This is a genomic window from Bacillus sp. C28GYM-DRY-1 (assembly GCF_030519405.1).
Taxonomy (GTDB): Bacteria; Bacillota; Bacilli; order Bacillales; family Bacillaceae; genus Bacillus; species Bacillus spizizenii_A.
In genome coordinates this window covers 19,219-33,560 of the sequence record NZ_JAUMKF010000015.1, presented here as the reverse complement: position 1 = coordinate 33,560, position 14,342 = coordinate 19,219, and the positions used below count along the sequence as shown (strand labels likewise).

Annotated in this window: 14 protein-coding genes; 9 read left to right on the top strand and 5 right to left on the bottom strand. The window is 46.0% G+C overall.

Annotation, left to right across the window (positions count from 1 at the left end; genetic code table 11):
* Positions 1-3 precede the first annotated feature (3 nt).
* The gene (locus Q3W56_RS14570) at positions 4-891 is read left to right on the top strand and encodes an ABC transporter ATP-binding protein (RefSeq protein ID WP_302895982.1); all 888 of its coding nucleotides are present in this window, start codon (positions 4-6) and stop codon (positions 889-891) included.
* Positions 888-1,664 (top strand): ABC transporter permease, encoded by a 777-nt coding sequence (locus Q3W56_RS14565; RefSeq protein ID WP_302895981.1) that lies wholly within the window; start codon positions 888-890, stop codon positions 1,662-1,664. Before Q3W56_RS14570 ends, Q3W56_RS14565 begins: the two co-directional genes overlap by 4 nt.
* On the opposite strand, the gene Q3W56_RS14560 is transcribed toward Q3W56_RS14565, so the two are convergent.
* The 4 genes from Q3W56_RS14560 to katX all read right to left on the bottom strand — a co-directional run bounded on the left by Q3W56_RS14560 (position 1,661) and on the right by katX (position 6,621).
* Entirely contained in the window at positions 1,661-2,863 is a 1,203-nt protein-coding gene (locus Q3W56_RS14560) for an MFS transporter (RefSeq protein ID WP_302895980.1), read from the bottom strand. The genes Q3W56_RS14565 and Q3W56_RS14560 overlap by 4 nt on opposite strands.
* A 91-nt stretch (positions 2,864-2,954) precedes the next feature.
* Entirely contained in the window at positions 2,955-3,878 is a 924-nt protein-coding gene (locus Q3W56_RS14555) for a DMT family transporter (protein ID WP_302895979.1), read from the bottom strand.
* Positions 3,879-3,981: 103 nt separating this feature from the next.
* The gene (locus tag Q3W56_RS14550; RefSeq protein WP_302895978.1) at positions 3,982-4,755 is read right to left on the bottom strand and encodes a fatty acid desaturase family protein; all 774 of its coding nucleotides are present in this window, start codon (positions 4,753-4,755) and stop codon (positions 3,982-3,984) included.
* A gap of 222 nt (positions 4,756-4,977) precedes the next feature.
* A complete protein-coding gene (gene katX, locus Q3W56_RS14545) occupies positions 4,978-6,621 on the bottom strand; it encodes a catalase KatX (protein ID WP_302895977.1) in 1,644 nt (547 codons plus the stop codon).
* Between the two features lie 125 nt (positions 6,622-6,746).
* On the opposite strand from katX, the gene Q3W56_RS14540 reads away from it, so the two are divergent.
* The 7 genes from Q3W56_RS14540 to licH all read left to right on the top strand — a co-directional run bounded on the left by Q3W56_RS14540 (position 6,747) and on the right by licH (position 13,097).
* On the top strand, positions 6,747-7,337 hold the full coding sequence (locus tag Q3W56_RS14540; protein ID WP_019716191.1) for a DNA-3-methyladenine glycosylase: 591 nt from the start codon (positions 6,747-6,749) through the stop codon (positions 7,335-7,337).
* Between the two features lie 28 nt (positions 7,338-7,365).
* On the top strand, positions 7,366-7,524 hold the full coding sequence (locus tag Q3W56_RS14535) for a hypothetical protein (protein WP_302895976.1): 159 nt from the start codon (positions 7,366-7,368) through the stop codon (positions 7,522-7,524).
* Between the two features lie 161 nt (positions 7,525-7,685).
* Positions 7,686-9,605: a transcriptional regulator LicR gene (licR, locus tag Q3W56_RS14530; RefSeq protein WP_302895975.1), complete on the top strand. Its 1,920-nt coding sequence runs from the start codon at positions 7,686-7,688 to the stop codon at positions 9,603-9,605.
* Positions 9,606-9,738: 133 nt separating this feature from the next.
* Positions 9,739-10,047, top strand: a complete 309-nt coding sequence (gene licB / locus Q3W56_RS14525; RefSeq protein ID WP_003218755.1) for a PTS lichenan transporter subunit IIB — start codon at positions 9,739-9,741, stop codon at positions 10,045-10,047.
* Between the two features lie 15 nt (positions 10,048-10,062).
* Positions 10,063-11,421, top strand: a complete 1,359-nt coding sequence (licC, locus tag Q3W56_RS14520) for a PTS lichenan transporter subunit IIC (protein ID WP_302895974.1) — start codon at positions 10,063-10,065, stop codon at positions 11,419-11,421.
* Positions 11,422-11,439: 18 nt separating this feature from the next.
* Positions 11,440-11,772, top strand: coding sequence for a PTS lichenan transporter subunit IIA (gene licA / locus Q3W56_RS14515; RefSeq protein WP_302895973.1), 333 nt, complete (start codon positions 11,440-11,442; stop codon positions 11,770-11,772).
* Positions 11,769-13,097, top strand: coding sequence for a 6-phospho-beta-glucosidase LicH (gene licH, locus Q3W56_RS14510; protein WP_302895972.1), 1,329 nt, complete (start codon positions 11,769-11,771; stop codon positions 13,095-13,097). Before licA ends, licH begins: the two co-directional genes overlap by 4 nt.
* Before the next feature lie 31 nt (positions 13,098-13,128).
* Here the strand turns inward: licH and Q3W56_RS14505 are convergent, their stop codons facing one another.
* A complete protein-coding gene (locus tag Q3W56_RS14505) occupies positions 13,129-14,220 on the bottom strand; it encodes a branched-chain amino acid aminotransferase (RefSeq protein ID WP_302895971.1) in 1,092 nt (363 codons plus the stop codon).
* Positions 14,221-14,342 lie beyond the last annotated feature (122 nt).

Sequence of the window (14,342 nt, the reverse complement as noted above, 5' to 3'; positions counted from 1 at the left end):
GGCATGCTGTCTATTGAGTCATTATGCAAATCGTACCGGCATCATCAAGCTGTAAAGAAAATCAGTTTTCACGTGAATGAAAACGAGTGTGTCGCACTATTAGGCCCTAATGGAGCTGGTAAGACCACAACGCTGCAAATGCTGGCCGGGCTGCTTTCGCCAACTTCTGGAACGATCAAGCTGTTAGGGGAGAAAAAGCCGGACAGGCGTTTGATTGGGTACCTCCCGCAGTATCCTGCTTTTTATTCGTGGATGACTGCAAACGAGTTTTTAACCTTTGCCGGGAGACTGTCGGGTCTTTCGAAGAAAAAATGCCAAGAGGAAATCGGCGAGATGCTACAATTTGTCGGCTTGCAGGAATCCGCGCACAAAAGAATCGGCGGCTATTCAGGCGGCATGAAACAAAGACTCGGGCTGGCACAAGCGCTGCTCCATAAACCGAAGCTGCTGATATTGGATGAACCGGTGTCTGCTCTTGATCCATCAGGACGGTTCGAGGTGCTGGACATGATGCGGGAGCTAAAGAAGCATATGGCTATCCTTTTTTCTACACACGTTTTGCATGATGCGGAGCAGGTGTGTGATCAGGTGGTGATCATGAAAAACGGGGAGATTTCATGGAAAGGCGAATTACAGCAGCTTAAGAAACAGCATCAAACGAACGTTTTCACCCTTACAGTGAATGAGAAGCTGAAGGGCTGGCTAGAAGAGAAGCCTTACGTCTCAGCTATTGTCTATATCAATCCGTCTCAAGCTGTTTTCGAGCTGTCAGATATACAGGCTGGCCGGACTTTGCTGAGTGATTGTATCCGAACGGGATTGACCGTCACCCATTTTGAACAGAAAACGGAGTCGCTTGAAGACGTTTATCTAAAGGTGGTGCACGCATGAAGGTGATGATAACGCTATTGCAGAAAGAGTGGCTCGATGGGTGGAAAAGCGGCAAGCTGATCTGGCTGCCGATCGCGATGATGATTGTGGGGTTGACACAGCCGCTGACCATTTATTATATGCCGGAAATCATTGAACACGGAGGAAACCTTCCTGACGGCATGAAAATCAGTTTTACGATGCCTTCCGGGTCTGAAGTGATGGTCAGTACGCTTTCTCAATTCAACACGCTTGGCATGGCTCTAATCGTCTTCAGTGTCATGGGCTGCGTGGCGAATGAAAGAAATCAAGGCGTAACGTCTCTGATCATGTCGCGACCTGTGACGGCAGTCCATTATATCGTGAGCAAATGGCTTACCCAAAGCGTGATCGGCATTGCGTCGTTTGCAGCTGGATATGGTCTTGCTTATTATTACATCCAGCTGCTGTTTGAGGACACATCCTTCAGCCGTTTTGCCGGCAGCCTTGCCCTCTACGCTCTTTGGATCATGTTTATTGTGACTGCAGGCCTTGCCGGAAGCACGATGTTTCGGTCTCTCGGAGCAGCCGCGGCTGCCGGGATCGGACTGACAGCTGCAGTTTCCTTTGTTGTTTCGCTATTTCCTGATGGAGCGAAATGGCTTCCGGCCACGCTTTGCAAGCAGGCTGAGCACATCATTCTTCATGGAGAGCGGGCGAATTTTTTCGGGTGGTCGCTCACATTTTCCATTTTGTGCATCGTGCTTCTGGCCATGTTTTCAGTGTGGCGTTTCCGGCGGTATGAAAGCTATTAATTGATCATATTTCGTTTTTGCACAAGCATTACTAGAAGGGCGGCAAATGCCAGCGACCCGGCTCCATAAAAAACCTCTGCCAGCCCGAAAAGCTGTGCGATTTTTCCGGCAAGAAGGGGCCCGAGGAAGATGCCCAGCGCATAAAATGATTGATAAAATCCCATGGCCGACATTTTTAAACGGGCCGAGCTGATATCAACGACCCGGCTGAGCAGCAGAGGAAACACGAAACCGAGCGCCAGCCCGATGCAGGCGTGTGTGATGCAAACTGTGAACAATGTAGCTGAAAAAGGAACGAATAGCAAACAGGCTCCGGTGACAGCAAAACTGGTGAGCATCACGGAATAAGCGATTCGGCTTGTCATGCGCAGAAATACAAAGCTTAATGTGGCGGCTGCGTGAGGGAGGAAAAAGGCGCTCATCACCAAAAGCAGCTCCGCGTCGCCCATTCCGAGCTGATGAATGTAAAGCGGCGTAAAGCCAAACACTGTCATAAATAACACCGCATGGGCCGTCATAGACAGGATGGTGAAAAGCCTCAGCTTCGGCAGCCGCAAAGTGTCTTTGATATATTGCGGCACACGGATTGTGTCACGGTTCGCGGGCAGAGCCGACGGGTCTTTAATAAAACAGCAGATCACCAGACCGGCGACAGATGCTGCGAGCGCCATCCAAAACGGAACCTGCCTGCCTAAGCGGGCAGCCGCAAGCCCGCAGAATACAATGCTGACAAACTGAGGCATGACGGTGAAAAACTGCATGATGCCCATTGCTTTTCGTGCGTTGTCATTGTTGAAATAATTCGCGTATAAAATGGTCGCCATCACCCACATAGAGGCGGTTATCCCGGCAAACAGCCGTGCAGCCAGCACGAAGAAGAAAGAATCAAACAGCAGAAAAAGCAGGCTGCTGAGGACAGAAAACCCAAAACCGGCAATTAACAATTGTTTGCGCAGAGAAAACAGGATGTCTGACAGAAGGCCGAGCGGAAATCGAAGAAGGATTTGCGTCACCCCGTAGCCTCCGAGAATGATGCCGATGGCACCGTATGAAAAGTGCAGGTCCTCCAAATACAGGCTGAAAACAGGTACGTAAATATAGCCTGAAAACCAAAAACAAAATACCATGCATAAAAAAACGGCGTGGTCTAAAGCGCCGATTGTTTTTTTCTGAGACATCATGTCCTGCTGTAATTCCATCTTTCCTCTCCACCCTTTTCTTCCAGTACAACACAAATGCTGAAGGCGTTTCAATACAAAAATAAAAAACAGGACTGCAAATAAGTCCTGTTCATAACTTCTTCCCGCTATTTATGCTATCTTGTGGAACTGCTGCTTGTTTAGGCTGATACTCTGACGTATAAATGGCAAGAAGGATTAATATTGCACCAAGCCATTCAAAACCCTTTATCATTTCGTTTAATAACATAAACGCGAATAGAGTGGCAAAAATAGGTTCTGTTAATTCATAAAATTGAACTTGATTCGCTTTAAGGTAATTTAATGCTTTTGTTGTGCAGTAGAAACCTCCAATTGTCGGCAAAAGCGCAAGTGCTATGAGCGATGGATACGCATGAGCCTGAGGCAACACAAATCCTTCTGCAACAAACGGGAAAAAAAGATAGATGCTTCCGAAAAGTGTAAAATACCATACTAAAGCAAGCCCACTCTTTAAAGCGAACTTTTTAGTGGCTACTAAAAACAAGCCATAGCCCATACCAGCAATGATTGCCAACAAGGTACCGATTGAAAAATGAAAATTCATTGTTCCTTCGCCCATATGCATGAAAAGCAACCCGGCAATTAGTAAAATTAATCCAACCATTTGGAACATATTTTTTTTCTCACGCAGGAAGACTGCCCCGCAAAGAAATGTAGTAAGCGCTGAGGTTCCCAATAATATAAAGACGACGATCGAAACTTGATCATATTGATAAGCAGCTGTTTCAAAATAATAGAGAATAAATATGCCTAAGAAAGAGCAAATAATTAATTGTTTACTCCTACCCCTGAGTTCTCTTATTTCTTTTTGTATTCCTTTATGAAACAAAGCTGCAATTGAAATGAATAGAAAAGCAAATAAACATTTATAAAATGAGATGGCGGCGGAAGTTAGATTTGACATGAATAGATTTTTGCTGATGATTCCAACACTGCCGTTCAGTAAAGCTGCTAAAAGAGCCAAAATCGCTCCTATTACATAATGATTTTTCATCCTGCCACCTTTCCTGAAATCGGTAGTTTTTGATTCTTAATAAGATCTTTTATTAACGGCGGATTTGAATTGGAAGAGAAAAACACTCCGCCCATATAGCTGTTTAATGTTTTATAATTTTTTTCATCATGATGAGATGGGCTTTTTTTATGTTCCAATAGGGAATGCTGGCTTGAAGGTGATGGGTTAAATGATAGGCTTCTCCATGAATGCTTAAAAAAAAGGCTTCCAGCCAATGGCTATAACGATTGCGGGTCATTTTTAAACTTTCATTATTTCGATAAACTAACGGATAATGCTCGGCCAATTCAATAAACCAACCAATTGCCATAAATGAAGTAAAGAAGGGAACCACCCAGAATAATAGAAAATAATGAAACACGCCAAAATAAATGATAACTGCTAAAATGATAAGCCAGTAAACAGACATATAAAAATATTGTCTAGGGTGTTTTTTAAATTGAAGCATTCTATTTTTAAATACATAATAAGAATAACTTATAATATTTAATAAAAATAGGGGCTTAAGTATATATTTGTATAAAAAATGCTTATGGCTATTTAACTTGTATAAACCTATATCGAGATGGTATTGATAGTCGGGGTCCTTATCGGGATTGCCTAAATGGGTGTGATGGCCCTTGACGTGTGAATCTTTATAAATATTGAATTCTTGTCCAATTAAATAACCGGAGAGATATGTACCTAAGAAATAATTAAGTTTTTTGTTTTTTGCTAAGCATAGATGTGATGCATCATGAAGAATTGTGGCTAGTGCTCTTTGCCTCGACCCAATTAACAAAACTGATAAAGGGTAGAATAAATAATTAAGCTGGCATAAATAGATGGCAACAGCAATAACTAGAAAATTAAACAATACCTACCAGCCCGCGATAATTATTTGATTTGTACAAGGGCCTTAATTCAGTTGTGATTTCTTTTGAGAAACGGTAATGAAGATAATCCACGTCTGCACTCCTTTTTTGAGAATATTTACATGAACATATTAATCGCATTTTTGTTAAAATTCAACATTATATTCAAAAAGTATACAAAAATTATACAAAAAGAGCTGCCTGATCGGCAGCCTTTTTGTATATTAATACGGATCAGACGGATGGCTCTCCTGTTCAGCCTGCATGGCAGCCTGCTCAGTCTCTGTTGTGCCGATCGGTCCGTTACTATTGTTTTCTGAGACTTTTTTCAGCCCTTCCGCTACACGTTTTCCATAGTCGGGATCAGCTTTTGTAAAATTTTCAATCATCTGATCCTGAATTTCTTTTCGGCATGTGGAAAGGGTATTGACCAGATTTGTGATCAATTCGTTCCGTTCAAATTCAGTAAATCTCCGGTACGTTTCTCCGGCCTGTCCGAAGTTGTTCGGTCTGTCGATCGCTTCACGCTTTACATCACCTTCAACATGCGGCGTATGATCTTTTCCATCCTGCTTCGCTTCCTTTAGCCCGCCCATAATCGATGGTTCATAGTTGACGTGCGGGTTTTGGCCTTCTGCTCTATCGACCCGATATTGCATTTGCCCGCCTTCCTGATTGGTGGCAACATGTTTTTTCGGCGAGTTGATCGGAAGCTGCAGGTAATTTGCTCCTACACGGTAGCGCTGCGTATCTGAGTACGAAAACGTCCGCCCCTGAAGCAGCTTGTCATCTGAAAAATCAAGTCCGTCAACAAGCACTCCCGTTCCGAATGAAGCTTGTTCCACTTCCGCATGGTAGTTTTCCGGGTTTTTGTTTAGTACCAATTTGCCGATCGGCTTCCATGGGAAATCGTCTTTATACCAAAGCTTTGTCGGATCAAGCGGATCAAAGTCCAGTTCAGGATGCTCATCATCGCTCATGATTTGGGCATACACTTCCCATTCTGGATAATCGCCATTTTCAATCGCTTCATACAAATCCTGTGTGGCATGGTTAAAGTTTTTCCCTTGAATCTCTTCCGCTTCCTTTTGTGTCAGGTTGCGGATGCCCTGCTTCGGTTCGAAATGGTATTTCACGAGTACGGCCTTGCCTTCCTCATTCACCCATTTATAGGCGTGTACGCCCGAACCCTGCATTTGCCGGTAGTTGGCTGGTATGCCCCAAGGCGAAAACAAGAATGTGATCATATGTGTCGCTTCAGGAGATTGAGAAATGAAGTCGAAAATACGTTCACCATCTTGGATGTTGGTCACTGGATCAGGCTGAAATGCGTGCACAAGATCCGGAAATTTCAGTGGGTCGCGGATAAAAAAGATTTTCAGGTTGTTCCCGACCAAATCCCAGTTGCCGTCTTCAGTATAAAGCTTAACGGCAAAACCGCGCGGGTCTCTCAATGTTTCAGGTGAATGTTTTCCATGATTCACCGTAGAAAAACGGACAAATGCCGGTGTTTTCTTGCCTTTTTCCTGAAAGAGCTTGGCCCGAGTGTATTTTGAAATCGGTTCGTCTCCAAAGCTTCCATACGCTTCAAAATACCCGTGTGCCCCCGCTCCTCTGGCATGAACAACCCGCTCCGGGATGCGTTCACGGTCAAAGTGGCTGATTTTTTCGAGAAAATCGTAGTTCTCAAGTGTTGTAGGCCCTCTGTTCCCGACCGTTCTCACATTTTGGTTGTCAGTGACAGGGTGCCCCTGTCTATTCGTTAAGGTATCCTCTGACTCGTTTTCCCCGGATGTCTTATGAGAAAGCGCATCCTCACCGCGATGGGCATTGGTTCCGTGCTGTTTGTTTTGATGATCATCTTTCATTGGTTGACCCTCCTTTTTTGAACGGTAATAATATTCCCTTAATGGAAAGATTTTAATACAGTTTTTTTTCATCGGGGTCGGGAATGGTACAATGTACAAAAATCGGTAAAAGGAGAGGTCGATTTGTGACGAGAGAAAAAAATCCGCTGCCCATCACGTTTTACCAAAGAACCGCTCTTGAGCTTGCCCCGGCGCTTCTTGGCTGCCTTCTCGTAAAAGAGACAGATGAAGGCACAGTGTCAGGCTATATTGTGGAAACAGAAGCCTATATGGGTGCCGGAGACAGAGCGGCCCACAGCTTTAATAACCGCCGGACGAAGCGGACTGAGATAATGTTTGCAGAAGCTGGGAGGGTGTATACATACGTGATGCACACCCATACATTGCTGAATGTCGTTGCCGCAGAAAAAGATGTCCCGCAAGCGGTATTAATCAGGGCGATTGAGCCTCATGAAGGCCAGCTGTTAATGGAAGAGAGACGGCCGGACCGGCATCCGAGGGAATGGACAAACGGGCCAGGAAAACTGACGAAAGCGCTTGGTGTCACGATGAATGACTACGGTCGCTGGATCACGGAACAGCCGCTTTACATCGAAAGCGGGTATACACCGGAAGACATTTCAACCGGCCCGCGTATCGGCATCGACAACAGCGGAGAGGCGCGCGATTATCCTTGGCGTTTCTGGGTTACGGGAAACAGGTACGTATCACGGTAGAATGTTTAAGCACAAGGCAATCAGGGGAATGGTTGAGAAAAAAGAAGGGAGAATCGGAGCTTTGAAAAAGATGATCAAAACCGTTATCAAATGGGCGCCGGTCATTTACCCAGTTGTTCGAAAAATCATGAAGGATCGGAAGGCGTCTAAACGAAAGAATATGTCCGCATCCCGAGCAGCCGGCTGACCCCGGTTGTTTTTTATGGGTCAGTTTTCCCTCTAGTCTTCCCGATGTTCATTGACTTGCCATTCTCCCCATTATAGAATTTATATACATTTCGCATTCCTTCATCATCCTTTCTGCCTATTCACTTTATCCCTGCATCTACTTGATAGGAGGTTTTTCTCATGCTTCATGGGCGACTTCGTGATATTCTGCGCTTGCTGATGGCGGCTGAAACCCCGGTGACAAGCTCGTATTTTGCCGCGCATTTAAATGTGACGACGCGGACGGTCCGCAATGATATAAAGGAACTGCAAAGTGTGCTAAGCGGCTATGGCGCCTATGTCCAATCGGTAAGGGGCTCAGGTTACAAACTCCGCATTCATGACGAGCAGACATTCAGAACGCTGCTGCAAGATGTGTTTCAGCAAAAAAAGAGCCTGCCGGTATTGCCGGAGGAGAGAATGGCTTATCTCATGAAACGGCTGCTGCTGGCAGAGCATTACCTCAAACTCGATGAACTGGCTGAAGAACTATTTATCTCAAAGTCTACACTCCAAATGGATTTAAAAGAAGTAAAGAAACGGCTGCTGCCTTACCGCATCGTCATGGAAACACGCCCAAATTACGGCTTCAAGCTGCGCGGGGACGAGGTGCAGATGAGGTACTGTATGGCGGAGTACATTGTCGATGAAAGAGAAACGGAGATTGATGTTCTGAATGAAAAGGCTGATATTTTGCCAAATGAAGAAATTGAGATCATCCGTTCCGCCATCCTGAAAAAAATAAAAAACGACCGCATTCCTCTGTCCAACTTAGGGCTGAATAACCTCATTATCCATATCGCCATCGCCTGTAAACGGATCAGAACGGAAAACTATGTATCTCTTTTCCCGGAAGATATGGATCATATCCTGCATCAAAAAGAATATCAGGTTGCCGAAGCCATCGTAAAAGAGCTGGAATCAGTGCTTGCTGTTATATTTCCGAAAGACGAGACGGCCTATATCGCCATGCATCTCCTCGGCGCAAAACGAATGACACAACCACACTGCGGGGAGGACGCATTTTCAATAGACGAGGAAACCGATCAGCTGACATTTGCGATGATTGAAACCGTTGATCGTGAACTGAAGCTCGGCATCCTGCATGACAAAGAGCTGAAAATCGGCTTGGCCCTGCATGTGAAGCCGGCGATCAGCCGCAACCGATACGGCATGAACCTTCGAAATCCGATGCTGGCAGCGATCAAGGAACATTATCCTCTTGCTTTTGAAGCCGGGATCATTGCGGGGATGGTCATAAAGGAACAAACGGACATCGACATTCATGAAAATGAAATTGGGTACCTGGCTCTTCACTTTGGCGCCGCGATTGAACGAAAAAAAACAGAAAGTCCGCCAAAACGCTGTATCATTGTGTGCGCATCGGGTGCAGGAAGCGCCCAGCTACTGCGTGAAAAACTCCGCTCCCATTTCGGCAAGCGGCTCGATATTCTTAGTACTGCCGAGTATTACAGTCTTGACCAGATGTCCTATGAATCCATTGATTTTGTCATCAGCACCATCCCGATTAAAAAAGAGCTCCCTGTACCAGTGCTGAAGGTCAATACACTCTTAGGCGGAACTGACTTTGCAAAAATCGAATCCATTCTGAGTAATGAAAAAGAAAAAGCGGCCCGTTATCTTAAAAAAGAACTCGTTTTTTTCCAGAAGGATCTGCGCTCAAAAGAAGAAGTGATTCAATTTTTAGGGCAAAAAGCGGTCGAATGCGGCTATGCCGATGAAGAAATCATAGATTCCATTTTTGAAAGAGAAGATATGTCGCCAACATGCTTTGGTAATCTTGTTGCCATCCCGCACCCGCTCGTTCCGCAGACAAAAACTACGTTTTGGGCCGTTAGTACGCTCAAAAAACCGATAGATTGGGAGAATCAGCGTGTTCAATTTGTCTGTTTGCTTTGTGTCGAAAAGGAGAACAAAGCGGATTTGCAAAGCATGTATAAACTGCTTGGCAGTATTTTGGATGACCCGGCAGCAGTGAACCAGCTGATCAAATGCCGTTCGTATCAAGAACTATCTGATGTGTTTGACCAAAAATACTGAGCTGACAGCCTGTATACACCTTTTTTCCGTTTCCTGCGGAAAAACCTTGAGTGTTTATGAAAGCGATTTCATAATATGATGATATCAATAGCAGGACATGACAAAATTGATCAAACTCTAGGGGGTCTTTTACATGAATATCTTACTCGTTTGTGCAGCAGGAATGTCTACTAGCTTATTGGTGAGCAAGATGGAAAAAAGTGCGCAGGAACAAGGAAAAGACTATACCATTTGGGCAGTTTCAGGCGATTCTGTACAAAATCATATTGATAAAGCGGATGTATTGCTTCTCGGCCCGCAAGTCCGCTATATGCTTCCTCAGCTAAAAAAATTAGGAGAGTCAAAGGGGGTTCCGGTCGATGTCATTAATACCGTCCATTATGGCACGTGCAACGGGGCGGAAGTGCTGAAATCAGCCGAACAGCTTGGACATGTGTCATAGAGAGGGGCGGGCTATGTGAATAAAGTCAATCAGATCTTAGAAGAAAAGGTCATGCCTATAGCGGGAAGAATTGCGGGACAGCGCCATTTGCAGGCGCTGCGTGACGGTATCATCCTCACAATGCCGCTGATTATCATCGGTTCTTTTTTTCTCATCATCGGCAACCTCCCGATCCCGGGATACGCTGAGTTTATGGCAAAAACGTTTGGCAGCTCTTGGTCTGAAAAACTGGCCTACCCAGTTGACGCCACCTTTGAAATTATGGGTCTTGTCGCCGCGTTCGGCATCGCCTACCGGCTCGCCGAGAAATATGGCGTTGATGCCTTGTCGGCCGGAGCCATTTCCCTAGCGGCATTTTTGCTAGCGACACCGTATCAAGTGCCATTTATGCCTGATGGTTCGACCAAAGAAATCATGGTCGGCGGCGGGATTCCGCTCTCGCTGATGGGAAGCAAAGGCCTGTTTGTCGCCATGATTATCGCCATGCTGTCGACAGAGATTTACCGTCTCATTGTCCAGCGCCATTTGGTCTTCAAAATGCCGGATGGCGTTCCGCCGGCAGTCAGCAAGTCATTTGTCGCGTTAATCCCCGGCTTTGCCGTCATCTTTCTGATTTGGGCAGCCCGGCTGATTGTTGAAGCGACACCGTTTGAAAGCCTTCATAATATTGTAAGCGTTTTACTCGGAACCCCGCTTTCCATTCTGGGAGGAAGCCTCGGGGGAAGCCTTGTCGCAGAAGCTGTGAAAATGCTTTTATGGGCCTGCGGTCTTCACGGCGCTAACATTGTCGGCGGCGTCATGGCACCGATTTGGTATGGTGCCATGGATGCCAACCGGATCGCCTTCCAAGCTGGTGAGGCACTGCCAAACATTTTCACCCAGCAATTTTTCGAAATCTGGATCAATATCGGCGGAAGCGGCGCAACTTTGGCACTGGTTGTCACGATGTTCCTGCGCGCCCGAAGCAAACAAATGAAGCAGCTCGGAAAGCTTGCGATCGGCCCGGCCATCTTCAATATTAACGAACCGATTATTTTCGGAATGCCAATCGTCATGAACCCGATGCTTTTACTTCCGTTTATCATCACACCGCTTATCACACTGACACTCACTTATATCGGAATGAGCACCGGACTTGTCGCCAAACCGGCGGGGATCGCAGTGCCGTGGACCATGCCGCCAATCTTTTCAGGCTATTTGGCGACAGGGGGGAAAGTTTCAGGCGCGGTCATGCAAGCCATTAATATCGCCGTATCCTTTGTTGTCTACTATCCGTTCTTCAGAATGTGGGATAAACAGAAGCTGAAAGAAGAAACCGATTTGGAGCTGGTCCAAACGCCTGCAGCATCAGAGGGCAAAGAAGCTGCTCTGTAGAGAAAGGAAGTGTATCGCGTGAATGTAAAAATGGAGCAAATCATATTTCAGATTATCCTTCACGGAGGAAACGGAAGGAGCTCCGCAATGGAGGCCATTGCCGCTGCCAAAAGCGGTGACCCAGAAGAAGCGCGGAAAAAGCTTCAAGACGCGGCAGAAGAATTATCAAAAGCCCATCATTATCAGACAGAGCTGATTCAAAATGAAGCGGGCGGAGAAAAAACCGAAATGACGCTTCTGATGGTGCATGCACAGGATCATTTAATGAATGCAATGACAGTGAAGGATCTGGCGGCGGAGATCATTGAGTTATATGGAAAAACCACCGAGCAAAGGGGAGCAAGCATATGACAAAAGGATTGAAGATTGTAACGATTGGCGGAGGTTCAAGCTATACGCCTGAGCTCGTAGAAGGATTGATTAAACGGTATGATGAGCTTCCTGTTCGTGAATTATGGCTCGTTGATATTCCTGAAGGCGAGGAAAAATTGAACATTGTCGGCACGCTTGCCAAGCGGATGGTTGAAAAAGCCGGTGTCCCGATCGACATTCACCTCACTTTGGACAGGAGGGAGGCGCTGAAAGATGCAGACTTTGTGACGACTCAATTCCGGGTCGGACTGTTGCAGGCGAGAGCCAAGGATGAGCGCATTCCATTAAAATACGGTGTCATCGGCCAGGAAACGAACGGCCCGGGAGGCCTGTTTAAAGGATTACGCACAATTCCGGTCATCCTTGAAATCGCAAAGGACATAGAAGAGCTCTGCCCGAACGCTTGGCTCGTTAACTTCACAAACCCTGCCGGCATGGTGACGGAAGCTTTGCTTCGCTACTCCAACCTGAAGAAAGTCGTCGGTCTCTGTAACGTTCCAATCGGCATCAAAATGGGCGTAGCCAAAGCGCTTGACGTAGATGTGAACCGCGTAGAAGTCCAATTCGCCGGACTGAATCATATGGTGTTCGGGCTGGATGTTTTCCTGGACGGCGTCAGTGTGAAGGATCAAGTCATCGAAGCGATGGGTGACCCGAAAAACGCGATGACAATGAAAAACATCTCAGGCGCAGAATGGGAGCCGGAGTTTTTAAAAGCGCTCGGCATCATCCCTTGTGGCTACCATCGTTACTATTTCAAAACAAAAGAGATGCTGGAGCACGAACTGGAAGCATCACAAACGGAAGGCACCCGCGCTGAAGTTGTGCAGAAGGTTGAAAAAGAACTCTTCGAACTTTACAAAGATCCGAACCTCGCGATCAAACCGCCGCAGCTGGAAAAACGGGGCGGTGCTTACTACAGCGATGCAGCGTGTAATTTAATCAGCTCCATTTACAATGATAAACACGACATTCAGCCGGTGAACACAATTAATAATGGGACAATAGCCAGCATCCCAGACGATTCCGCAGTTGAAGTGAACTGTGTCATGACGAAAAACGGACCTATGCCAATTGCTGTCGGCGACTTGCCGGTGTCTGTCCGGGGCCTCGTCCAGCAAATCAAATCCTTTGAACGTGTCGCGGCAGAAGCAGCGGTCACAGGCGACTATCAAACAGCGCTCCTCGCCATGACGATTAACCCGCTCGTTCCGTCCGACACTGTGGCTAAGCAGATTTTAGACGAAATGCTAGAGGCACACAAAGCACATCTGCCGCAGTTTTTTAACAAAATTGAAGCGTAAACAAGCCGGCCCTCAGTGGCCGGCTTGTTTCTTACTTGCTTTCAGTCAGCGCTGCAACCTTGGTCGTCCATCCGAATTCATCTGCGACGGCGCCTTTTTGAATGCCTGTAATCGTGTCATATAGTTTTTTGGCGATTTCACCTGTTTCACCGTTGTTGATCGAAAGTGTTTCATCCTGCCAGATCAGTTCGCCGACTGGGGAGATAACAGCTGCTGTACCAGTTCCGAAGGCTTCTTCAAGGATGCCGTCTTTATGGGCTTGGATGACCTCATCGATCGCAATTTTCCGTTCTGAAACTTGAAGGCCCCAATGCTTAAGCAAGGCGATAACTGAATTGCGCGTAATGCCTTCCAGAATGCTTCCGTTTAGCATCGGCGTTACGATTTCACCGTTGATTTTGAAGAAGATGTTCATGCTTCCGACTTCTTCGATGTATTTCTTCTCAATGCCGTCCAGCCAGAGAACTTGAGAAAATCCTTTCTCTTCAGCTACTTGCTGCGCTTTTAAGCTTGAAGCATAGTTCCCCGCGGTTTTGGCATTTCCTGTTCCGCCTTTTACCGCACGGACAAATTCTCTTTCAACAGCGATTTTGACCGGCTTGATGCCTTCTTTGTAATAAGAGCCGACCGGTGAAAGAATGATAATTAGCTTATACGTATGAGAGGCCGCGACACCGAGGAAAGGCTCGGTTGCAATGATGAATGGACGGATATAAAGGGACGTGCCCTCCGCATTCGGAATCCAGTCTTTATCGATTGCGACAAGCTGTTTTAAGCCTTCCAGAACCTGTTCTTCATCAATTTGCGGAATGCAGAGGCGGTCGTTAGATTGATTCAGGCGCTCCATATTTTTTTCAGGTCTGAAAAGCAGGACATGGTCATCCTCTGACACGTAGGCCTTCAACCCTTCAAACACGGTTTGGCCGTAGTGATATACCATTGCGGCCGGATCCATTGATATGGGTTGATAAGGAATGATTCTTGGATCGTACCATCCTTTATCCGCCGCATAGTCCATTACAAACATGTGGTCTGTAAACACTCTTCCGAACGAAAGCTGATTTGGATCTGGTTTCGGTTTTTTTGTTGATGTCAATTCAACGCGAATTGTTTGTTTAGTCATGGTCAATCTCCCTGCTGTTAAATTGTTTATATTATCAAACTTATTTGAAAATAATTTATATTCTATTGTATACCTTCAACAAATATTCGCAATAGGTTTACTCAAATTTGTAAGAGATTCAT

Bases quoted from the DNA above. Each gene is read 5' to 3' on its own strand.
- Q3W56_RS14570 (WP_302895982.1), top strand. From the start codon at position 4: ATGCTGTCTATTGAGTCATTATGCAAATCGTACCGGCATCATCAAGCT.
- licR (WP_302895975.1), top strand. From the start codon at position 7,686: ATGCTTCATGGGCGACTTCGTGATATTCTGCGCTTGCTGATGGCGGCT.
- licB (WP_003218755.1), top strand. From the start codon at position 9,739: ATGAATATCTTACTCGTTTGTGCAGCAGGAATGTCTACTAGCTTATTG.
- katX (WP_302895977.1), bottom strand. From the start codon at position 6,621: ATGAAAGATGATCATCAAAACAAACAGCACGGAACCAATGCCCATCGC.
- Q3W56_RS14560 (WP_302895980.1), bottom strand. From the start codon at position 2,863: ATGGAATTACAGCAGGACATGATGTCTCAGAAAAAAACAATCGGCGCT.
- Q3W56_RS14505 (WP_302895971.1), bottom strand. From the start codon at position 14,220: ATGACTAAACAAACAATTCGCGTTGAATTGACATCAACAAAAAAACCG.
- Q3W56_RS14535 (WP_302895976.1), top strand. From the start codon at position 7,366: ATGGTTGAGAAAAAAGAAGGGAGAATCGGAGCTTTGAAAAAGATGATC.
- Q3W56_RS14555 (WP_302895979.1), bottom strand. From the start codon at position 3,878: ATGAAAAATCATTATGTAATAGGAGCGATTTTGGCTCTTTTAGCAGCT.
- licH (WP_302895972.1), top strand. From the start codon at position 11,769: ATGACAAAAGGATTGAAGATTGTAACGATTGGCGGAGGTTCAAGCTAT.
- Q3W56_RS14565 (WP_302895981.1), top strand. From the start codon at position 888: ATGAAGGTGATGATAACGCTATTGCAGAAAGAGTGGCTCGATGGGTGG.